Annotated in this window: 19 protein-coding genes and 1 other RNA gene; 9 read left to right on the forward strand and 11 right to left on the reverse strand. The window is 34.3% G+C overall.

Features of this window, described 5'->3' with window-relative positions; all coding sequences use genetic code 11:
- The 8 genes from DRF65_RS07540 to DRF65_RS07575 form a co-directional block, all read right to left on the reverse strand.
- A complete protein-coding gene (locus tag DRF65_RS07540) occupies window positions 1-3,051 on the reverse strand; it encodes a lantibiotic dehydratase (RefSeq protein WP_115970149.1) in 3,051 nt (1,016 codons plus the stop codon).
- On the reverse strand, window positions 3,048-4,202 hold the full coding sequence (locus DRF65_RS07545; protein WP_115970150.1) for a lanthionine synthetase LanC family protein: 1,155 nt from the start codon (window positions 4,200-4,202) through the stop codon (window positions 3,048-3,050). The genes DRF65_RS07540 and DRF65_RS07545 overlap by 4 nt, the downstream gene beginning before the upstream one ends.
- Entirely contained in the window at window positions 4,195-5,112 is a 918-nt protein-coding gene (locus DRF65_RS07550) for an LLM class flavin-dependent oxidoreductase (RefSeq protein ID WP_115970151.1), read from the reverse strand. Before DRF65_RS07550 ends, DRF65_RS07545 begins: the two co-directional genes overlap by 8 nt.
- Before the next feature lie 61 nt (window positions 5,113-5,173).
- Window positions 5,174-5,359 carry a class I lanthipeptide gene (locus DRF65_RS07555; protein WP_115970152.1) on the reverse strand — a complete coding sequence of 62 codons (186 nt, stop codon included), beginning with the start codon at window positions 5,357-5,359 and terminating at the stop codon, window positions 5,174-5,176.
- 172 nt (window positions 5,360-5,531) lie between these two features.
- Entirely contained in the window at window positions 5,532-6,371 is an 840-nt protein-coding gene (locus tag DRF65_RS07560; protein ID WP_115970153.1) for a carboxypeptidase-like regulatory domain-containing protein, read from the reverse strand.
- 394 nt (window positions 6,372-6,765) lie between these two features.
- Complete coding sequence (locus tag DRF65_RS07565) at window positions 6,766-8,391, reverse strand: AMP-binding protein (protein ID WP_115970154.1); 1,626 nt, start codon at window positions 8,389-8,391, stop codon at window positions 6,766-6,768.
- Window positions 8,392-8,451: 60 nt separating this feature from the next.
- The gene (locus tag DRF65_RS07570; protein ID WP_115970155.1) at window positions 8,452-9,126 is read right to left on the reverse strand and encodes an MFS transporter; all 675 of its coding nucleotides are present in this window, start codon (window positions 9,124-9,126) and stop codon (window positions 8,452-8,454) included.
- The gene (locus tag DRF65_RS07575; protein WP_115970156.1) at window positions 9,119-9,610 is read right to left on the reverse strand and encodes an RNA polymerase sigma factor; all 492 of its coding nucleotides are present in this window, start codon (window positions 9,608-9,610) and stop codon (window positions 9,119-9,121) included. Before DRF65_RS07575 ends, DRF65_RS07570 begins: the two co-directional genes overlap by 8 nt.
- Window positions 9,611-9,819: 209 nt before the next feature.
- On the opposite strand from DRF65_RS07575, the gene rnpB reads away from it, so the two are divergent.
- The 3 genes from rnpB (at window position 9,820) to DRF65_RS07590 (ending at window position 11,482) form a co-directional block, all read left to right on the forward strand.
- Window positions 9,820-10,143, forward strand: an RNA gene (gene rnpB, locus DRF65_RS07580) — RNase P RNA component class A.
- 176 nt (window positions 10,144-10,319) lie between these two features.
- On the forward strand, window positions 10,320-10,850 hold the full coding sequence (locus DRF65_RS07585; protein WP_115970157.1) for a hypothetical protein: 531 nt from the start codon (window positions 10,320-10,322) through the stop codon (window positions 10,848-10,850).
- Between the two features lie 47 nt (window positions 10,851-10,897).
- A complete protein-coding gene (locus DRF65_RS07590) occupies window positions 10,898-11,482 on the forward strand; it encodes a glycine-rich domain-containing protein (protein ID WP_115970158.1) in 585 nt (194 codons plus the stop codon).
- An 18-nt stretch (window positions 11,483-11,500) separates the two neighbouring features.
- On the opposite strand, the gene DRF65_RS07595 is transcribed toward DRF65_RS07590, so the two are convergent.
- A complete protein-coding gene (locus tag DRF65_RS07595) occupies window positions 11,501-12,370 on the reverse strand; it encodes a polyphosphate kinase 2 family protein (RefSeq protein ID WP_115970159.1) in 870 nt (289 codons plus the stop codon).
- 221 nt (window positions 12,371-12,591) lie between these two features.
- The gene (locus DRF65_RS07600; RefSeq protein WP_115970160.1) at window positions 12,592-13,056 is read right to left on the reverse strand and encodes a DUF1573 domain-containing protein; all 465 of its coding nucleotides are present in this window, start codon (window positions 13,054-13,056) and stop codon (window positions 12,592-12,594) included.
- Window positions 13,057-13,184: 128 nt separating this feature from the next.
- On the opposite strand from DRF65_RS07600, the gene DRF65_RS07605 reads away from it, so the two are divergent.
- The 6 genes from DRF65_RS07605 (at window position 13,185) to DRF65_RS07630 (ending at window position 19,694) form a co-directional block, all read left to right on the forward strand.
- The gene (locus DRF65_RS07605) at window positions 13,185-15,800 is read left to right on the forward strand and encodes a valine--tRNA ligase (RefSeq protein WP_115970161.1); all 2,616 of its coding nucleotides are present in this window, start codon (window positions 13,185-13,187) and stop codon (window positions 15,798-15,800) included.
- Window positions 15,801-15,893: 93 nt separating this feature from the next.
- On the forward strand, window positions 15,894-16,529 hold the full coding sequence (locus tag DRF65_RS07610) for a DUF4241 domain-containing protein (protein WP_115970232.1): 636 nt from the start codon (window positions 15,894-15,896) through the stop codon (window positions 16,527-16,529).
- 65 nt (window positions 16,530-16,594) lie between these two features.
- Complete coding sequence (locus DRF65_RS07615; RefSeq protein ID WP_115970162.1) at window positions 16,595-17,485, forward strand: ribokinase; 891 nt, start codon at window positions 16,595-16,597, stop codon at window positions 17,483-17,485.
- A 90-nt stretch (window positions 17,486-17,575) separates the two neighbouring features.
- Window positions 17,576-18,418, forward strand: a complete 843-nt coding sequence (locus DRF65_RS07620) for an alpha/beta hydrolase family protein (protein ID WP_115970163.1) — start codon at window positions 17,576-17,578, stop codon at window positions 18,416-18,418.
- On the forward strand, window positions 18,418-19,062 hold the full coding sequence (locus DRF65_RS07625; RefSeq protein WP_115970164.1) for an HD domain-containing protein: 645 nt from the start codon (window positions 18,418-18,420) through the stop codon (window positions 19,060-19,062). Before DRF65_RS07620 ends, DRF65_RS07625 begins: the two co-directional genes overlap by 1 nt.
- 113 nt (window positions 19,063-19,175) lie before the next feature.
- Window positions 19,176-19,694: a hypothetical protein gene (locus DRF65_RS07630; RefSeq protein WP_165852190.1), complete on the forward strand. Its 519-nt coding sequence runs from the start codon at window positions 19,176-19,178 to the stop codon at window positions 19,692-19,694.
- A gap of 63 nt (window positions 19,695-19,757) precedes the next feature.
- On the opposite strand, the gene DRF65_RS07635 is transcribed toward DRF65_RS07630, so the two are convergent.
- Window positions 19,758-19,988, reverse strand: a complete 231-nt coding sequence (locus DRF65_RS07635; protein WP_115970166.1) for a hypothetical protein — start codon at window positions 19,986-19,988, stop codon at window positions 19,758-19,760.
- Between the last annotated feature and the right edge of the window lie 104 nt (window positions 19,989-20,092).

The raw sequence follows: 20,092 nt of genomic DNA on the forward strand, positions 1-20,092 counted from the left end.
CTATGTCAGTTTTTTCATATTTAATAATGAATCATAACTTTTGTGTAAAAAATAATACAAAATAGACTCATAGAGATTAGGTTTTGAGGCAAACATTCTGTTGATAAACATATGAATGTAGCTTATTACTAACGATTTAACCATTTGTTCAGACTGTAGCTTTCTAATGTCAACAATATAGCTGGCAGTTTTTTTTGTCCTGATGTTTACTATTTTATTAAAGTCATTATTTTCCGTCAAAAGATTGAGTAGATCGCTTCTGTTGTTTCTATATTTATCTTTTAGGGCTGTTTTAGAATCTTCATCCACCATATTGCTGTATCCATGGGCTAGCTGGTTCATGATATCTCTCTTTTCAGTTGGGTTATAGCCAAAATCATCCAGGATTCTATCAACTCCTACAATGGCGAATTTCCAGGTAACTGTTTCTGTTAATTCTGCTTCTTTTAATAAACTGCAAACACATTCACTGTCAAAATGGAAAATACTTTCCATGTGATCAATAGTAGATTCTCCATATCGTTCGATCTCTCTGTTGTAGGTATCCATAACGATTTTATGGATGATCATTTCCTGAGTCAAATATTTATCAAGCAGCTGATAAACCTGATTTGAAATGTTATGATTCTCAGATGAAGTTAAAAAACGAAGTCTGATATGGTGATCCGGATCGCTATATCGCATGAAAAACCATTTTTTGATAATCCCTTTTTTAATAAGGTTATTGGCAAATTTACAAATGACATTTTTGATAATCTGATCGGTAGCCTTTGGGCTGCAATAGATCTTATAGAAAAGCCATTCGCTTCCTGGAACGAAATTTCTAATTACCATATTTTTAACAGTAGGAAGTGGCAGTATTTTATTTTTTTTACTGCTTATATTATTCCATGGAATGAGAAATTCATTACTGTGTTTATTTCCATCAATATCTTTTACAATGCTTTCATACTGATGAGATAGGCTTTCAAAAACACGTATGTTTTTTTCCTTGTTAAGATGATCAAGTAATATTTCCAGAGACACATCCTCATTCATAAATACAGGAAGCTCCATATCTCTTTCTGCAAATGTAAAGATCTCAGGAATTTTCCTTTCCTTTAAATAATCTCTGAAAATATTTATAGATGCTTGTTTTCCATTAAAAATTTTGTCATAAGACAGTTGCCATGATGTTCTTGATAAAATAACATTATTGACCATGACCCTTGGAAGATAGTCATAATTGGTAAACATGCCCCAATTCCAGGAGTAAGAAGGACTAACATTTTGATACTGGAGATCACAAAGAAAATGATAAAGAGGTACTTTATGTAAATTATAATTGTGAGCAGACGAAAGACTTGGAATAACTTCTTTATTGTATTTTTTAGAACGAAGGATAATTCTATCATTTTTGATAGAAATCATCAGATCATTCAGATAAATTGGTTCACTACCAGTGCTATGAGGAGTAAGAATTGGGATTTCGTATTTTCTTAAACAAGGTCTAAGAAGAATATTTCCAACTCTTGGTTGTGGAGTATGAGCAATTTCGGCAATGATTTGATTTTCAAAGAAATTTTCTTCCTGCAATAAAGCTGCTTTTACAGATTCTTCCAACTGGTCGTCCAGATGACAAAAACGTCCGATAAACGTTGATGATGACGGTCCATCTGTGAATTTATTGAAAATGATAGGTTGTTTTTCCTGATCCTCATAAATTTGTACGAGCGAAGACATTGAAAACGGAACATTTTTATTTTCATGTAAAAATGGTGCCAAATCATCCTGTGTAAGCTGTATTGAATGATGATTGTTTTGGACAGCATCAATTAATTTTTTACCTAAAAATTCATTCCATTTTAGAGATCCTCGAACTACATTGGAAGTGTTTTCAGATTTAAACTGAATTCCCTCAATCAAATCAGGAGTGTCGTGATCCGAATGTAATGGATAATTGATACCTGATAAGGGGTCAAGTGCTAATAATAAAGGAATTTCCTGCTGATCGTATCTTGCTGTAAATGCTTTTTTGAAATTTTCCAGGTCCTCAATAGTGTCTTCTGTTCCAATTTGAAAAGCTAAGAAAATTACCTTTTTAAAATCTTTAAAGATATTTTTATGAAGTGAATTAGAAGTATTGCCTTTTAATAAATCAGTTTGAAGAATGTTTTTCTTGTTGCTTATAATTCCTATAGTATTTAAGATTTGATAAATCTTATCAATAGCATTACCTATTTCGTGGGTTTTATTTACTTCCTGTACAATTTCAAATATGGAAATGAGCTTAGTTATAAGCTGTACATCATCATTATTATTTTTTGAAGCAGGGATCTTTATTTCTTTTAAAAACTGATAGATGGAATCCTGAAAATGTTTGTCAGTCACTTTTGGAGAAAGTTCACTGACAAGAATTTTTGAATCGATAAGTTCATTGATGTAGTCAAAGCTGTCTTCATAAGAAATATCCTGATTAACCAATATCTCTATGATGGATGAAAGTTTTAGTCCACTTTGACAGGCTTTTATAATTGAGTTTAGGTATTTATTTTTTTCTGTAGAAATAACTTCATAATTCAGCATTGCAACCTTTGATGAAGGCTCAATATAGCGATATTTGTTTTTAGTGCTGTATATCGTATTGTTGGTATAGAATTTACAGAATTGTCTTATAAATATTTTTTGCTCTAATCGTTCAACAATATCATGAATAACCTGCATGTCTAATCTGGCATGCACTTTATCCTGTTTTTTATCCAATGTTACTTGAGTATGATCACCCCATTGTCCCATGCTTACTCCGGCATTGGTTCCAAATGGAATCGTTCTGAAATGTATTCTTAGCCAATACTTAAGTAATGATTTTTTCATTTTATCAACTTTCTCCTTTGGAAGTTTTTTTTCATCCCAAAGAATAAGCTGGTCATATAAGTCTGGTGAAGATAGATAAATGGCTTTTCGGAAACTCTCTGTATTGATATCTTTTTCCCACTCTTCAATATTTGTTTGTGGAAACGAAGGAGTTCTCAGTACATAAAAGTTTAATCTTTCTATATCGTTGTATTTCATCCTATGTTCATTAAATAAATTTTATCCCAATCCTTAGCTTTGTCAGGATATTGATAATCCAATAATACCATTCCTACTCCGGAAATACCTTCCAGAAGCCCGGTATGTTCCACCCATACATCATTTTTAGGATCATAGGGGAACTTTATTCCTTTTTCCAGTTGTTGTAATGTAATAGACATCCAGTAATCGTGAGCTTCTTTGAGTTCCTCTCGTTGAAAAATTTTGAAAAATTTATTGAAAATATGTGATATTCCCGATGTACCATGACAGATTCCTGTGTCGATACAATCATGTGTTGTACTAGAAAATACGCCTGATTTATCCAACCTGATTTTTGCAGAATTTAAAACCATATAAAGGCAGACGTCTTTAAGATTTTCATCTTGCAAAACGATATAAGCCTTCCATATACTGAGTGCTACACCTAAATCGCCATAGCACCATGCCAGCCTGTTTGCTAGTTGTTTTTCACCGGTAACCACATTTATCTTGGAAGGAAATATATGGGTTGCATTTTTATTTTCTTCATAGAGGTTTATAAGAAAATTAACAGTTCCTCTGATTAATTTCTCACAGGTTTCTTTCTCACAGTTTTTATGATAACATTCTGCTAAAAAAGAAATGATGGATGGCAAACCATGTGCCAGGCCAAGATCGCAGATATTATCCTCTTTTACTATATGATCAATCCAAAAAAATGAATTGTTTTGTTCATGTCTTAAATGGTCAACATATGACACTATTTTTGCTACTGTGTCAAATCTTTGAATTTCAATGAAATAAAGACCTAATCCAATAAGACCTGTGAATAAATCATATTCTTTTTTGTCTACACAGGTAGCTAGTAATTCTAAGAAAAATTCGATAGAATCTTCTTCTATTGCATCAATATCTTCATCAGTAATAATGTTGGCAGTATGTAAAAGCCTCATAAAATAGGTTACCGCCAGACTGCCACTGGCAAATGAATAATGAGGAGCTTCAGAAGCCAGGTCGATGAGATTTTCAACTCTTTCAATCTCTACATCCTCATGGTAAAATAATGAATAATAACTACTGCCCAGGCTGAAGGTAATGTTTTCAGCTTTGTCCTCATTGCATTTTTTTGAAATTTCGTTTAGAAAAAAATCAATTTTATCTTTATACATATTGGCTTAATATTTCGATAGCGGTTAAAGAATCTTTGTGTGTTCTGGAGATATTATTAAAGATAAATTCATTGTATCCATAAAGTTCTTTGAACTCCAGAAGTTTTTCATGAAAAAAGTTTCCGTCTCCGATAAGATTTATACTATTTAAATCATTATTGGTACTGCTTTTGGCAACTTTTATTGCTTTTTGTTTTGTTTTATGACAGCAGCCAGAAAAGGTCAATACCATTGAAGGTTCTTTTCCATGTTTTGCTTTGTATTCTGCTTTAAAGTTTTGTAACTCTTCTTTTAAATAGTCTTTGTTGGATCCTACATGAAATATAGATCTTGCAAAGTTAAGATCATGCTGTAAAGACACATTCAATCCGGAATGTGAAGAGCCCATATACCATACATCAGGAATATTACCTTTATAAGGCGGAATAATTAAATCTTTTTTAAGAAATTCACTTTCTTCCCTTAAGAAACTTAAGGTAGATTCCAGTTTTGGAAGGAAAGATGAATAGTAGGTATCCTTATCAACACCTGCATTAAAGTATTGAAAATCATATTCACCAACCAAACCTTTTACAAATCCAAGATCTATTCTTTTTGGGTATAAGCTGGACAACAGTTTGTAATTATGAGCTACTCTGAATGGACTTTGCAGAGGCAGAATAATTCCTGCAATTCCTATTTTTATTTTATCTGTTAATCCTAATAAGATGGGAAGTAGCATTTCAGGAGTAGACCAGGCCATATCATGTGCTTTTGAAAAATAATTTTCAGTAACCCAGAATCTTGAGAAACCAATTTCGTCTGCTCTTGTAGCATAATCGATGATGTCGTATAATGACTTTTTAGAATTGTTGAGTGAATTTTCTCTGATTCCAAACTCTAAAAGACCTATTTTTAATTTTTTTGCCATGATAAGCTTTTAAAAGCAGCTACTCCCTGGGGAGTAGCTTTCTTTTGTAAAATGTTCTGATTTAGAATGATCCGCAGATACATGCATTAGAAGATCTAGTACTTCCAGCTGTACATGTCCAGTGTGTACAGTCAGCAATAGATGTGAATGCTAATTTTCCTGCCTTTACAGACTTCATTTCGTCAGAGTTCAATTGTGATAACTTCTCTTTTTTAAGAGTTAACTTTTTTGTAAGCTTTTTGCTCATGGTTAAAAAATTTAAAATTTACCTACTCGTTAGCTTTTCGGTTTCCGCTTTATATGTATTAATTGTAATACCTTATTGATTGTTAATGCTATTTGTAATACCTTGTTTTGGAGAATAATTGGAGGTGTTAAAAATCTTCAAAACAAAATTTATTCTTGTTTTATCCAACGAATTACTTGCGTTTATCTTTATTGTAATTAACATCTATATTGGAGATAAAACTTCCCATGCTGGTCTCCCAATCTCCCTGACTCTGATAATGATATAACAGATCATTTGACAATGTCTTCTTGGCTGATATTCCAAATATGAAAGCTGTATCCTCCTGAGGAATACTTTCTACGAGTTGTAAGGTAATAGCCAGTTTATCCAGATGAGTATAGATGAGTTTATATTCTTGAAGATCAATTGTTTGCCAGCCTGTTGTGGTGGTTTTGAATATTATATTTTCATTAAGAAGAGATTCATAAGGCAATCCATCCTTAACGCTATATATATTTAGCTTTAAAGTAATTTCTTTAAATCTTGAACTGGGAATAATATGAAAGCTATAGCTGTTAAGCTTAGTCCAGTTGTAAATATTGAATATTTGACCTTGTTCAATGGTAGGAACGTTTTGATCAAACATTTTAGAGAAGGTAAACATAGGTCTTTTTTTTGCCCCTATTATTTCTCTTTTAGTTTTTTGTCCTGTCAGATTAATTTCCTGAATGGCATTCACCTTTTTGCCTAATTTGATATCAGCATTCTTGATGATTTCATTTACTGTAAGCTTTTTACTTTCATATCCGTTAGCTTCAATAATGACATAATCATTTTTATTCGTGTTATTAGGAATCTCCAAAGAATAGTTACCATTGATATCGGTAATCGTACTTACTTTTTCTTTCCCTATACTTATTGAACTATATGAAACAGCTTCTCTATCTTCATTCGTGACAGTACCTGAAATTTTTTGTGAAAAAACAGGCATAGTAAGTAATAAGGCACAGATGGCCATTACAATCCTCATCGTAGTTATTAGATTTTAATTATTAATTTTTTCTTGAGCCAATATAGGAATTAATTTGTATTAATCACCATCGTAGGAATAAAATGGTGGTGTTTTTTTTATTGTATATGTATTATTTGATCATAATATGTGTGTTATTTTTATAATATATCAAAAAATAATATTGAATTTGTAAACGGGTGAAATCTGTTTGTTGTTATTTATTGAAGGGGTGATTAGCCTGTATATATTCATAATAATTCTAATTTTAATGATATATATAAATTGCAATTTCATTTTTTATTAAAAAAATAAAATTCACCTTGAATTAGGTGAATTTTTTGTCTTTTTTATCTTATTTTTTCAGTGGAAATATGATTTTTTTACACTGCTAATGTTTAACCGGTGTTTTTAGTTATAGATTTTTTACATTTTCCAGTCCCATTTCTTTCATAGAAATCTCCCGCATTTCCACTTTTCTGATCTTTCCTGAAATGGTCATTGGAAATTCATCCACGAATTTCCAGTATTTCGGAACTTTATAATGGGCAATTTTTCCTTTACAATATTCTAAAAGTTCTTCTTCAGTGATTGTAAATCCTTGTCTTACTTTTACCCATGCCATTACTTCTTCGCCGAATTTTTCACTCGGAATGCCAATGATCTGAACATCCAGAATATGGGTATAGGTATATAAAAAGTCCTCAATTTCTTTAGGTGAAATATTTTCTCCACCACGGATGATAAGGTCTTTAATTCTTCCGGAAATGGTAATATAACCGTCTTTATCCATTACTGCCATATCTCCGGTGTGCATCCATCGGGAGTCATCCAGCACTTTTTTTGTATTTTCCGGATCATTCCAGTATTTCAGCATAACAGAGTAGCCTCTTGTACAAAGTTCTCCATGTTCACCACGTTTCAGGATTCTTCCGTTTTCATCAATAATCTTGATCTCAAGGTGATCCTGAACGGTTCCTACTGTACTGACCTGTTTCTCCAATGGAGTGCCAATTAAAGTTTGAGTAGATACCGGAGATGTTTCAGTCATTCCGTAGCAGATGCTCATTTCTTTAATATTCATAAGGCTTTCCACTTTCTTCATTATTTCCGGAGGACATACTGACCCAGCCATTACACCGGTTCTTAAGCTTGAAAAATCATACGTGTCAAAATCTTTTACCGCAAGTTCAGCAATAAACATAGTAGGGACTCCATATAATGATGTACATTTCTCATCCGAAACAGCTTTTAATGTAATGTCCGGATCAAAACTATCATTTGGTATGACCATGCAGGCTCCATGGGTTGTACAACAGATATTTCCGATAACCATTCCGAAGCAGTGATAAAAGGGAACAGGAATGCATACCCGGTCTTTTTCTGTATACTTTAAGCGGATGCCGATAAAATATCCGTTGTTTAAGATGTTGTGATGGGAGAGGGTAACTCCTTTTGGAAATCCTGTGGTTCCTGATGTATATTGAATATTGACAGGATCATCGAACTGTACATGTTCCTCGAAACTATGAAGAACCTCATCAGAAATCTCCTGTCCGTTATTCACAAATGCTTCCCAGGTATCATCAAAGAAAATTTCGTGCTCCAAAGTAGGACAAACCTCCTTGGCGTATTCCACCATTTCTTTATAATTGCTGGTCTTAAAGCTTAAAGAAGAAAAAATAAAACGGATTTCAGACTGATTGAGTACATACGTAAGCTCATGGGTTCTGTAAGCCGGATTGATATTCACTAAAATGGTACCGATTCTGGCAGTAGCATACTGTAAAAGAACCCATTCATAACGGTTGGAAGACCATATTCCTATTCTGTCTCCTGCTTTGGCTCCTAAAAATATCAGGGCCTTAGCAATGGCAGTTGTTTGATTATAAAACTCCTGATAAGTTGCTCTGTAATCCTGATGAACACTGATAAGTGCTTCTTGGTTGGGGAATTTTTCTACAGTACTTTTAAGATTTCCTCCAATAGTCTGTCCTAATAATGGAATTTCAGATGCTCCATAAACATATGATAAAGGCATAGTAAAAAGATTTGGTGAAATAAAATTAACAATAATATCTTGAACTATAGCCTATGAATGCTAATTTTCCTGTGAATCGATCTCCTTTAGCTGTTTCAGGTTTTTATCCAGTTTTTTGATGATACTTCCATATACCAGTTTGTAGTAAAACCAGATCATAGATACAGCAAGAAGCGTACTGACTGTAATTCCAACAATAATGATGGTGAGATTAGAGTTGGTAGGCTGTATATTTTGAGTGTTTAAAGTATAAAAGATAAAGGCAATTAATACAAATGTAAACATAAGCAGCAATACAATGCTGATAAGAATAAATGCATTGACGGTCTTCTTGAATTTAATAATCCGGGTAATAAGCCCTTTAAGATTTTCTTCAATTTTGATTTTTCGGTAGTTCTGATAAAATTTCAGTACAAAATACGCCGTAATCAGTAAGCTTAGAATTTTAATAGCAAGATAAAAATGTCCGAAGTTGTTTTCTACTTCTGTGGCTTCCTGGGCTCCCAACCTTTCAAGCACATTACGGAAGCTATCCGATTCTTCCTCCTGAAAGAAGTAAAATAACCCCAAAACTGAAAAAAACATAAACTCTACAACACTGATCCAGAAAATATACTTTACATAATTGCGTGATTTTCTGTTCAACATCCGAAGAATCTCACTGTTGTCATATTTTGGCTCTACAGGTTGTTCCTGCCAAGTCTTCTTAAAGCTATCTAAATCAAATTCAGGCATATTTTTCCATCTGTTCTTTAAGGGTTTTCTTTAATCTGTTCATTTTCACACGTGCATTGACTTCAGTGATTCCGAGGTTTTCTGCAATATCCTTGTAAGGCAGATCGTCAAGATACATCATGACAATGGCTCTTTCTATATTAGGAAGAGTCTTGATGACAGTGTACAAAAGCGAAATCTGTTGTTGTTTTTCATCATCATCTTCCACAAAATCTCTGTGGTTGATATCCAGTTCATTGGTAGGAAGGCTTTTGCTTTTTTTTCTAAAGAGGGTAATGGCTGTATTAAGCGCTACACGGTACATCCATGTTGAAATCTTGGAGTTTCCTTTGAAAGAGTCATAACTTCTCCAGAGTTGCAATACAATTTCCTGGAAAAGATCCTCTTCATCTTCCAGCGAATTGGTATATAAGCGCGATACTTTAATAATCAGGCCCTGATTATCTTTGATGAGCTGCGCAAATTCTTTTTCTCTGGAATTCATAGATGTATAATGGCACGAAGATAATAATAATGTGGTAATTGGAGAAGAATAATTATTGTGAACGGGAAGAAAGGTAAAAAGCAAAGAAAAAGAAATGGCAAAAAAACTTGAAAAAAGGATAAAGAAATAACCTGATTTGTAAAATTACCTTCTTAGCTTTCTTCGTGCGTGCGCTCATTTCCTGTGAAATTTACGTATCTTTGCGCCCACGAGAAAATCGGCTTGTTGATTTCCCGTTTACGGGAGGTAGGAAAGTCCGGACACCACAGAGCAGCAAAACGGATAACATCCGTCACCCGTGAGGGTAGGACAAGTGCAACAGAAAGCAAGTACAGTTCGGCTGTAGTGAAACCAGGTAAACTCTTTGCGGTGCAATGGTAAGTATATCGGTTCTTTTCAGTAATGGAAATAGGGGCGGCTCGTCCTGAAAACCGAGGGGTAATCAGCTCAAGTTTTGCAGCAATGTAAGACGTAGATAAATAACAGGCACTTCTTCGGAAGTACAAAATCCGGCTTATAGATTTTCTCGTTTTTTTACAATACAATTTTCTAAAGTACTTTTTCCTGAAATTATCATTGCTGTATGTATTTGTAATATAGTATTTTATGTTTTTATAATTCCAATATAAGACCTTTAGCAGGCTAAATAAGACCTATCAACGACTTTTATATTTTTCTGTTATCTCAAATTTGTCTTAAAGAGACCGAGATGAAAACAGAAATAACTTTACAATCAGTTCCGGAAGAAAAACCTGGCTTTATTGCTATCATACTCTATCTGGCTTTTATATACGGATTATTTTGGGTAATTAATCAAGGCCTGATCTATCTTTTCCGTGATATAACAAACGAACTATTAGTAAAAATATTCAATAATATTATATGGATAGGATATATGTTTTTACATTATAAAGTTGTAAAATATTTTCTTTATCTGATACAGAAACAAAGAAGAAGTCCTGTTATTCTTCCTGTTTTGAGTATTTCAGAAATGGGAATAAATTATTATACAGAAAGCAAGAAAACAGAATGGAAAGATATTTCAGAAATACAGATTATAGATGCGGTACTTTCTGTAACTGTGGATCTTAATTCAGAAAAAGATTTTAAACTGAACCTATTCAAGACAGATCTTCAAAAACAAATGACGCAGGACAATTTTGAAAAATTACTGGAATATCATTATAAAAAAGACGTATATATTTACAATACTCCATCATCCTGCGGATGTGGATGCTGATTGAATACTTGTTTTAAAAAAGCATTAATCAATTAAGATTTTAACCTATGAAACCTGAATTTACCTCCGTTTTATTAGACAATACCCAGCTTGATTATCTCCAAAACCCTTTATGGAAAAGGATTTCAGATTATCAGATTGACCAGGCAGAAGTAGTTATTCCTTTTTCCAGAAAATTGGCTCAAACTGAAGGTTGGGCAAGAAGATTTTGTATGCTAGCCATTGAAGAATATAAAAAATTTGTTTATTTATGCTGTATCTCCAAAAATGGAGCATCTCCTTCTATAACAGTAGATAAAGTATGGCATCTGCATCTACTGTATACCACCGAATACTGGAAAGAATTCTGCCCGAAAATCCTCGAAAAAGAATTGCATCATTTCCCGAATGTAGGCGGAATTAATGATTATCATAAGCATCAGGACTGGTATCTGGAAACCTTAAAACTTTACATCCATATTTTTAGACAGAACCCACCCGAAATTTTTTGGAGGATTCCCAATGAAATTATACCTTTCCTGTTACCGGAAAATGAAAGTAAAATAAAAACTACCAAACAGTTTACATGGAAAAAGACCTTTGAAAATTTGCATTCAAAAGTCTTTAAATATATTCACGGTACATCGGTCTAAAAACAAATTAATTCCAAATTACTCTTCCAGTAACTGTTTTTTAGACTGTTGAAGAGCTTCTTTTTCTTTTTCCGAAAGTTGAGGATACTTAAGGTCTATTTTTTCCAGAGTATCTATAATGATCTGAATTGCTGCCGTTCTGGCAAACCACTTATTGTCCGCAGGAAGCACGTACCATGGAGCATGATCCTTTGATGTTTCGTTGATTGCTGTTTCATAAGCTACCATATATTGATCAAATAATGCTCTTTCCGGAAGATCTCCTGTAGAAAATTTCCAGTTTTTTTCCGGTTCATTAATTCTGTCCAATAGTCTTTTCTTTTGTTCATCCTTAGAAACATTCAGGAAAATTTTGATAATGGTAGTACCGTTTTGGGCAAGATGCTTCTCAAAATTACGGATGCTTTCATAGCGGTTTTCCCAAAATTTATTGTCAAAATCCTTTACAGAAGACCATGTTTTTTCACTTAAATTATATTCAGGATGAACCTTACAGACCAGAACACTTTCGTAATGTGAACGGTTAAAAATGCCGATCATTCCTTTCTGAGGTAAGGCCAGATAATGTCTCCACAAAAAATCGTGTGAATATTCCCTTGAGCTTGGCGTTTTAAAGCTGGTTACATTACAGCCCTGAGGATTCACCCCTCCAAAAACATGTTCTATCAGGCTGTCTTTTCCAGCAGCATCCATGGCCTGAAGAACGACCAGAAGAGACTGGCTTCCGTCAGCATAAAGCCTTTCCTGTAATTCACGAAGTTTCTCTTTTTCCTGAATTAATAATTGTGTTCCTTCTTCTTTGGTAAGCTTTCCTTTGTAAGAAGTAGAAGCTTTTTTAATTGAGAATTTTCCATTTACCCTAAAGTCATCTGAGAAATTGGTGTTCATATAATATTTTTTTATTTAAAGATAAAAGATAAAAGATAAAAGATAAAAGATAAAAGATAAAAGATAAAAGATAAAAGATCTTGTCGTTAAACAACAATTCCCATATGTATATCCACACTGATATCAACATCAATAGAGGCGGGCTTTAGCCAAAACTTAAATATAAATATAATAAAAAAACCGCCTCAATAGAGACGGTTTTTTTATTTTTTAGTAGAGAACTATTTCGCAGCAGCCTTTTTAGCAACTTTTGCAGCTTTTTTCTCAGCTTTAGCAGCTTCTTTCTGCTCAGCAGGAGTTAACACTTTTGCTTCAGGAGCATTAGCATCTACGTTTCCTTTGATGTAGATTACACTTCTGCTGTTGGCAGGGTCATTAGAGAAAACCTCAATCATTTTGTTGAAGCCTCCTGTAAGAGCCGTGTTATATCCTACTTTGATCTTAGCAGTTTTTCCTGGCATGATCGGATCCTGGCTGAATTCAGGAGTAGTACACCCACAAGATGGTTTTACATTTGAAATGATCAAAGGCTTATCACCAGTATTTGTTACTGTAAAGAATCTTGTACCATCTGAACTAGGCTTAATATTACCGTAGTCAAAAGTAGTTTTATCAAAGGTAATAGTTTGTGCAGATGCAAGGGCAAATGTTCCGAATAATGCAATTCCTGCGATTAATTTCTTCATATTCTTGAATGTTAATATGTTTGTTAGATAAATTTTGTGAAACAAAGTTAAAAATTATTTTAATTCATGCTTAAAAATTTTTTTCTTTAGACTATTTTTGCAAATTGCAAGCCAAAGAAATAGAATTTATGCAGATTTCAGAAAAGTACAATCCACAGGAAACAGAACAGAAATGGTACAATTACTGGCTGGAAAACAAGTATTTCCACTCAGAGCCTAATGACAAACCACCATATACCGTGGTCATTCCTCCGCCAAACGTGACGGGAATCTTACACATGGGACATATGTTGAACAATACCATTCAGGATGTTCTGGTCCGTCGTGCAAGAATGCGTGGGTTTAATGCTTGTTGGATTCCGGGAACAGATCACGCTTCCATTGCTACCGAAGCTAAAGTTGTTGCTAAACTGAAGTCTGAAGGAATCAATAAGTCGGATATTACCCGTGAACAATTCCTTGAACATGCCTGGGAATGGACGAATAAGTACGGAGGAACAATCCTTGAACAGCTTAAAAAACTAGGATGTTCATGTGATTGGGACAGAACCCGTTTTACATTGGAGGATAAGCTTTCTCAGCAAGTTATCAAAAGTTTTGTAGACCTATATAACAAAGGTTTGATCTACAGAGGATACAGAATGGTAAACTGGGATCCGGAAGCGAAAACCAATATTTCAGATGAAGAGGTAATCTTTAAAGAGCAGAACGGAAAATTATATTTCCTTAAATATAAAATTGAAGGTTCAGAAGAATTCCTTTCAGTTGCCACTACACGTCCTGAAACTATTTTCGGGGATACTGCGGTATGTATCAATCCGAATGATGAGAGATATGCTCATTTAAAAGGTAAAAATGTAATCGTACCTATCGTTAACAGAGTAATCCCTATTATTGAGGATGAATATGTTGACATCGAGTTCGGAACGGGAGCTTTAAAAATTACCCCTGCACACGATACCAATGACTATGAGATCGGGCAGAAACATCAGCTGAAAATGATTGATGCGCTGGATGATGACGGTAACCTTAACGAACATGGTTTACATTATGCAGGACAAAACAGATTTGAGGTAAGAAAGCAGATCGCAAAAGAATTAGAAGAAAAAGATCTTTTACTAAAAGCAGAAGATTATGTAAATAAAGTAGGAACATCTGAAAGAACTGGGGCAGTGATTGAACCTAAAATTTCAGTACAGTGGTTCCTTAAAATGTCTGAAATTGCTAAACCTGCACTGGATGTCGTAATGGATGACGAAGTGAAATTCTATCCTGAGAAGTTTAAAAATACGTACAAATACTGGATGGAAAACATCCGTGACTGGAATATTTCCCGTCAGCTTTGGTGGGGTCAACAAATCCCTGCGTATTATTATGGGGCAGGAGATGAAGATTTTGTAGTAGCTGAAACCAAAGAAGAAGCTTTAGAATTGGCAAAACAAAAAACAGGAAATCAGGAGTTCACTGTAGAAGATCTTAGACAGGACGATGATGCATTGGATACCTGGTTCTCTTCATGGCTATGGCCAATGTCTGTATTTGACGGATTACTTGATCCTGAAAATAAAGATATCAACTATTACTATCCAACTTCTGACCTGGTAACAGGACCGGATATTATCTTCTTCTGGGTAGCAAGAATGATCATGGCAGGATTGGAGTACAGAAAAGAAGTGCCATTTAAGAATGTTTACTTTACAGGAATTGTGAGAGACAAGCAGAGAAGAAAGATGTCTAAATCTTTAGGGAACTCTCCGGATCCGCTTGAGCTAATGGATAAATATGGAGCTGATGGAGTTCGTGTAGGAATTTTATTAAGTTCTGCAGCAGGAAATGACCTTCTTTTTGATGAGGACCTGATGCTTCAGGGAAGAAACTTCATGACGAAGATCTGGAATGCTTTCCGTCTGATCAACATGTGGAATCATGAAGATAAGCCAGCAATCGCTACAGATAACCAGGCAATCGAATGGTTCGAAAATAAATTAAATAAAACCATTGTTGAAATCAACGATCAGTTTGAAAAATTCAGAATTTCTGATGCCCTTCATTTGATTTATAAACTAATCTGGGATGATTTTTGTGGTTGGTACCTTGAAGCTATCAAGCCTAACTATGGAGAAGGTATTTCTAAGGAAGTGTATAACAAAACAATATATTTCTTTGAAGAACTGATGAAGCTACTTCATCCGTTCATGCCTTTCTTAACAGAAGAATTATGGCAGACGATTTCAGGCAGAAATATTGAGGAAGCTTTAGTCGTTGCCCAGCAGAAAGAGGCTGGTGTATTTGATGAAGCTGTTATTAAAAACTTTGAAACCGCAGCAGAATTGATCTCAGGAGTTAGAAATTACCGTCAGACCAAAGGAATTTCACCAAGGGAAGCCGCTGAAATTTATACCAATGCTGCTGAATTCGCTAACGAAGCAGTAGTAAGAAAATTGGCCAATGTTTCTGAAATCCATTTCGGACAGAAAACAGATAAGCCAAGCTTTACATTCCTTGTTGGAGCAACAGAAGTTTCTATTCCTTTAAGTGAAAACTTAGATTTAGGAGAAGAAAAGGCTAAAACTGAAGAAGAATTAAAGTATCTGAAAGGATTTTTAATCTCAGTAGATAAAAAGCTTTCCAACGAAAAGTTTGTGGCTAATGCTAAACCTGAAATTGTAGAGGTAGAGCGTAAGAAACAAAAAGATGCTCTTGACAAGATTGCGATCCTGGAAGAGAAGCTGAAGACTTTGTAAATTTAAAATATAGGCAATGCGTTGCTTAATAATCAGGCTGGGTACAGATGGATAACTTGTATCCAGCCTGATGGTTTAAAGAAAAGAAATAAAATGACACATATAGAAAACATAAAAAAACTATTTTCGAAGGACTTTGTAGAAAGTCCCTTGTTAGAAAGTTTTGAAGTAGGGAAGATCTATCTTTCCAGTGGGAAACTGGTGGCTTGCGATCCTTTGATCACAAATGATATGCTTCCTTTTTCTATAGAATTTCCAAAAGGAGAATTCTCTGTAATGTTGCATAAAGAAAGAGAAAGCAATTGTGTAGCCTATGCCGAAATTGTTTTCAATACTGCCGAAATTACAGATTGGAAGTTGGCTACCACTGCGGGGCAGAACATAAAAGAACTGGCAGAAGAAGAGGTTTTTGGATATCCGGTAGAAAGTGGTATGGGCTGTTTGATGGATGTGGATACCCAGAGCAGTCTTAATGAGCTGGAACAGAAACTTTATCATAACAAAGGTGCCGATTTCATGGGAATCTACGAAGAGTTTTTCCATGAGTATTTCTTCGATGAAAACGGAGCAATAGATCAATATGCATTTTTAAAACCTTCGGAAGATCATCCCGGAACTATATTCGCATTTGAGACCGGATATGGGGAAGGTTTTTATGCCAGCTACATTGCTTATGATAAAAATCAAACACCAGTGAAAATTATTACAGAATTTATTGAAATAAGTTAGGTAAAATTAATTATTTTTGGCACGGAATTTAGTCTGTTATAATTTTTAAACTAATATCAAACACAATGAATTTCTCATCAGAACAACCAAAAATTATCGTTGTAGGAAGCTCTTCAATAGATCTTGTTTTGGAAACCGATAAACTTCCTTTACCTAATGAAACAGTACTGGCTGTAAACTCAGAGAGTTATTTCGGAGGAAAAGGAGCCAATCAGGCAGTAGGAACCGCAAGATTGGGGGCAAGCGTTTATTTTATAGGTTGTGTAGGAATGGATCCTCTTGGGCAGCAAATCATGAGAAATCTGGTGGGCGAAAATGTGAATGTAGGCTTTGTACATGAAACCGATAAAGAATCAACGGGAACAGCTTATGTAACAACCTCTGAGGGAAATGCTGCTATTGTAGTAGTCCCTGCAGCCAATAAATATCTTAATAAATCTCATATTGATGAGGCTGACCGTTATTTCCATACTTCGGACCTTGTCCTTGTACAGCTTGAGGTTTCGATGGATGTTGTGGAATATACAGTGAAAAAAGCCAAAAAATATGGCAAAAAAGTAGGCTTGTACGCTTCTCCCGCTATGAGAGTAAGTGATGAAGTTCTGGAAGATGTAGATTTTATTGTAGCTAAAAGCAATGAACTGTTCATTATTTTTGGAGAAGAAAAAAGAGAAGAAGTTCTAAAAAAATACTTTAATAAGGTGTTTGTAAGGGATGATACCAATTCTACCATTTATTTTGACGGGACAGAAATGAAGTATTACAGGAAGAATAAAGAAAAGACTGTTTATAAGATGGGGATGGGAGATGCATTTACTTCAGGATTTGCAATTGCACTTTGCCATGGGAACTCTGTGGAAGATTGTGTGAAGTTTGGAAATGAGGTTTCATCGCGCGTTTCTGGAGGTAAAGGTTCACAGACAGGCTTGCCGAGAATGTCAGATTTCTTTTCTTAACGTTATTTACGGCATATCGAAAGTTTAAAACTAAGCATTAAAATATATCGAAAATGTCCACTTTTATAGTGGATTTTTTCTTTTTATCCTATGGAAAAACTAATATTTACCACAGAGGACCAAGCTTCCGTGACCGCTCATCTTTTTCAGCCTGAGAAGAATAATGGAAAGTTATTGCTGATCAACTCGGCAACCGGTGTGAAGCAGCAGGTATATTTTTCATTTGCCCAATATTTTTCAGATCAGGGGTTTACTGTAATTACTTATGATTACAGAGGAATAGGGTTGTCTAAACCTGATAATATGAAAGGGTTCCATGGATCTATGAGAATTTGGGGCTCAAAGGATTATAAAAGATTAACGACATATATTAATGATCAGTTTCCGGAATATAGGAAATTTTGCCTGGGACATTCTGTAGGGGCTTTAATTCTGGGTATGAATAAAGATTCTGAAATGTTTGAAGAATTTGTATTTGTAGGAACCCAAAACGCTTTTGTAGGAAATTTAAAGCTGAAAACGAAGATTGAGGCCTATTTGGGATTCGGTATTGTACAACCATTAACTACTTCATTATTAGGGTATTTTCCTGCAAATTGGTTCGGGCTTGGAGAAAGTCTTCCGAAAAATTGTGCATATGACTGGAGAACCTTAATTTTAAACAAAAAATCAACCAACAGGCTGTTGGAGAAAATTGATGATTATTCTAAAAATTTAACGCAGAAAGTATTTGTAATTCGTGCTGAGGATGATGTCTGGTTGACAGAGAAGGGGGTTATGAGTCTTTTAAACAATACCTATCCTAATCTTAAACCTACATACAGGCTGGTAAAAACTGCAGAGTCTGAGAAAAAAGAAATCGGACACATTAATTTTTTTAGAAGCTATAATCACAAGCTCTGGAATATTATTTTAAATGAACTGATAGATTAATGAAAAGTACAATTGACAACACGGTAGAATTTGTAAAGGAAAAACTAGAGGGAGCCGAAGCAGGACATGATTGGTTCCATATTGAAAGAGTATGGAAGCTTTCCAGAAAAATAGCCGAAACAGAAGACTGTGATCCTGATGTGGTAGAACTGTCTGCATTATTACATGATATTGCAGATCCTAAATTTCATAACGGAGATGAAACGATAGCTCCTAAAATATCCAGAGAATTTTTAGAAAAACAAAATGTTCCTGATGAAACAATTGAAAAGGTTTTATTTGTAATAGAAAATATTTCTTTTAAAAACAGAAGTCAGGCACCGGAAAATCCACCTATCGAACTGAAAATTGTACAGGATGCTGACCGTATTGATGCCATTGGAGCCATTGGTATTGCCAGAACATTCAATTTTGGAGGCTTTAAAAATAATCCGATGTATGATCCCAATGTTCAGCCCGATTTAAATATGTCTAAGGAACAGTATAAAAAATCGAATGGAACAACCATTAATCATTTTTATGAAAAATTGTTGCTGCTAAAGGATCTGATGAATACTGAACATGGTAAAAAAATGGCTCAGGAAAGGCATGATTATATGCTGAATTTCCTTGATGAGTTCTATAAAGAGTGGAATGTAGATTAACATTCTCTCAAAAATTCTGAAATGAGTATCTTTGCATTATGGTATTTTTCATTCTTGTTATCTTTTGGGCGTGTATCTTTTCTTTGATTTTGTATAAAGTAAAATCAGGAAGAATGGCAAAATGGGCAAGACTGTTCCGTATTGTGACAGTAGTTTCTTCAATCTCTATTTTTACGTACTGGTTTATTAAGAAGAGTGCTGTGGCATTTGTTGATAATTCTGTAGGATTACAGGTCATCAACAAACTTCCGCAAGCTCTGGATTTCTATCTGATCAACGTCAATAAAATTGACAAGAATACTAAGCTTGAGCCGAAGCATATCGGAAAAATACGTCCGGAATATTACAGGGTAGAATACCTGAAGATGGATAAGTCTGATGAATACTGGATTGTAGGTTATCTTGGAAAGAAGAATCTGGTTTATTTTTCACAACATTCGGTTCCTAATAAAAATATTGACCAGATTGTAGAAGTACAGAATTATATCAACCAAAGCATGAAGCTGTCCGAAGCTGCCAAAAAGCAGGTGGATTCCTATAATTATGAAAATACAAAGCTTGGAATCTGGATTGCATTGGATTTTCTGCTTTTATTTCTCAACCTTGTTCTCCTTCTGAAAAAGAATAAATAAATTATATATTCTCTCACAGATTTTGCTGATCCGTTATTTGCAAAATCTGTGAGAGTTTTATTTTTAAGGATAATCCAGAATGTGCATAATTTCTTCTTTACATTCCTCAGGACATGCTTTTATTAATTTATCCATATTTTGTTTACTGATCTGGTGAGGTTCTAACCATTCCGTTTTATTGGAGTTCAGACTGTGATTGTCATATACTCTTTTTATAGTATGGTCTTCATAAAAGATATATTCATCTCCAAGCCAGTTGCTGGAGACACTGATTTTACAGATTTCCTTTTTCATGTCATTTATTTTTTAAGTATACCTTATCCATACTGAATAGGGTATTACTCTAATGTATAAATTTTTCTGTTATGAAAAGGTATTTACTGTAATTTGAGCAGTAA

The sequence above is a fragment of the Chryseobacterium pennae genome (assembly GCF_003385515.1).
GTDB classification, from domain to species: domain Bacteria; phylum Bacteroidota; class Bacteroidia; order Flavobacteriales; family Weeksellaceae; genus Chryseobacterium; species Chryseobacterium pennae.

What these genes read in the sequence shown, in the direction of transcription:
- DRF65_RS07630 (WP_165852190.1), top strand. Translation starts at nt 19,176, where the DNA reads ATGGCAAAATGGGCAAGACTGTTCCGTATTGTGACAGTAGTTTCTTCA.
- DRF65_RS07590 (WP_115970158.1), top strand. Translation starts at nt 10,898, where the DNA reads ATGAAACCTGAATTTACCTCCGTTTTATTAGACAATACCCAGCTTGAT.
- DRF65_RS07625 (WP_115970164.1), top strand. Translation starts at nt 18,418, where the DNA reads ATGAAAAGTACAATTGACAACACGGTAGAATTTGTAAAGGAAAAACTA.
- DRF65_RS07575 (WP_115970156.1), bottom strand. Translation starts at nt 9,610, where the DNA reads ATGAATTCCAGAGAAAAAGAATTTGCGCAGCTCATCAAAGATAATCAG.
- DRF65_RS07600 (WP_115970160.1), bottom strand. Translation starts at nt 13,056, where the DNA reads ATGAAGAAATTAATCGCAGGAATTGCATTATTCGGAACATTTGCCCTT.
- DRF65_RS07585 (WP_115970157.1), top strand. Translation starts at nt 10,320, where the DNA reads ATGAAAACAGAAATAACTTTACAATCAGTTCCGGAAGAAAAACCTGGC.
- DRF65_RS07550 (WP_115970151.1), bottom strand. Translation starts at nt 5,112, where the DNA reads ATGGCAAAAAAATTAAAAATAGGTCTTTTAGAGTTTGGAATCAGAGAA.
- DRF65_RS07545 (WP_115970150.1), bottom strand. Translation starts at nt 4,202, where the DNA reads ATGTATAAAGATAAAATTGATTTTTTTCTAAACGAAATTTCAAAAAAA.
- DRF65_RS07540 (WP_115970149.1), bottom strand. Translation starts at nt 3,051, where the DNA reads ATGAAATACAACGATATAGAAAGATTAAACTTTTATGTACTGAGAACT.
- DRF65_RS07610 (WP_115970232.1), top strand. Translation starts at nt 15,894, where the DNA reads ATGACACATATAGAAAACATAAAAAAACTATTTTCGAAGGACTTTGTA.
- DRF65_RS07555 (WP_115970152.1), bottom strand. Translation starts at nt 5,359, where the DNA reads ATGAGCAAAAAGCTTACAAAAAAGTTAACTCTTAAAAAAGAGAAGTTA.
- DRF65_RS07560 (WP_115970153.1), bottom strand. Translation starts at nt 6,371, where the DNA reads ATGAGGATTGTAATGGCCATCTGTGCCTTATTACTTACTATGCCTGTT.
- DRF65_RS07565 (WP_115970154.1), bottom strand. Translation starts at nt 8,391, where the DNA reads ATGCCTTTATCATATGTTTATGGAGCATCTGAAATTCCATTATTAGGA.
- DRF65_RS07595 (WP_115970159.1), bottom strand. Translation starts at nt 12,370, where the DNA reads ATGAACACCAATTTCTCAGATGACTTTAGGGTAAATGGAAAATTCTCA.
- DRF65_RS07635 (WP_115970166.1), bottom strand. Translation starts at nt 19,988, where the DNA reads ATGAAAAAGGAAATCTGTAAAATCAGTGTCTCCAGCAACTGGCTTGGA.
- DRF65_RS07615 (WP_115970162.1), top strand. Translation starts at nt 16,595, where the DNA reads ATGAATTTCTCATCAGAACAACCAAAAATTATCGTTGTAGGAAGCTCT.
- DRF65_RS07605 (WP_115970161.1), top strand. Translation starts at nt 13,185, where the DNA reads ATGCAGATTTCAGAAAAGTACAATCCACAGGAAACAGAACAGAAATGG.
- DRF65_RS07620 (WP_115970163.1), top strand. Translation starts at nt 17,576, where the DNA reads ATGGAAAAACTAATATTTACCACAGAGGACCAAGCTTCCGTGACCGCT.
- DRF65_RS07570 (WP_115970155.1), bottom strand. Translation starts at nt 9,126, where the DNA reads ATGCCTGAATTTGATTTAGATAGCTTTAAGAAGACTTGGCAGGAACAA.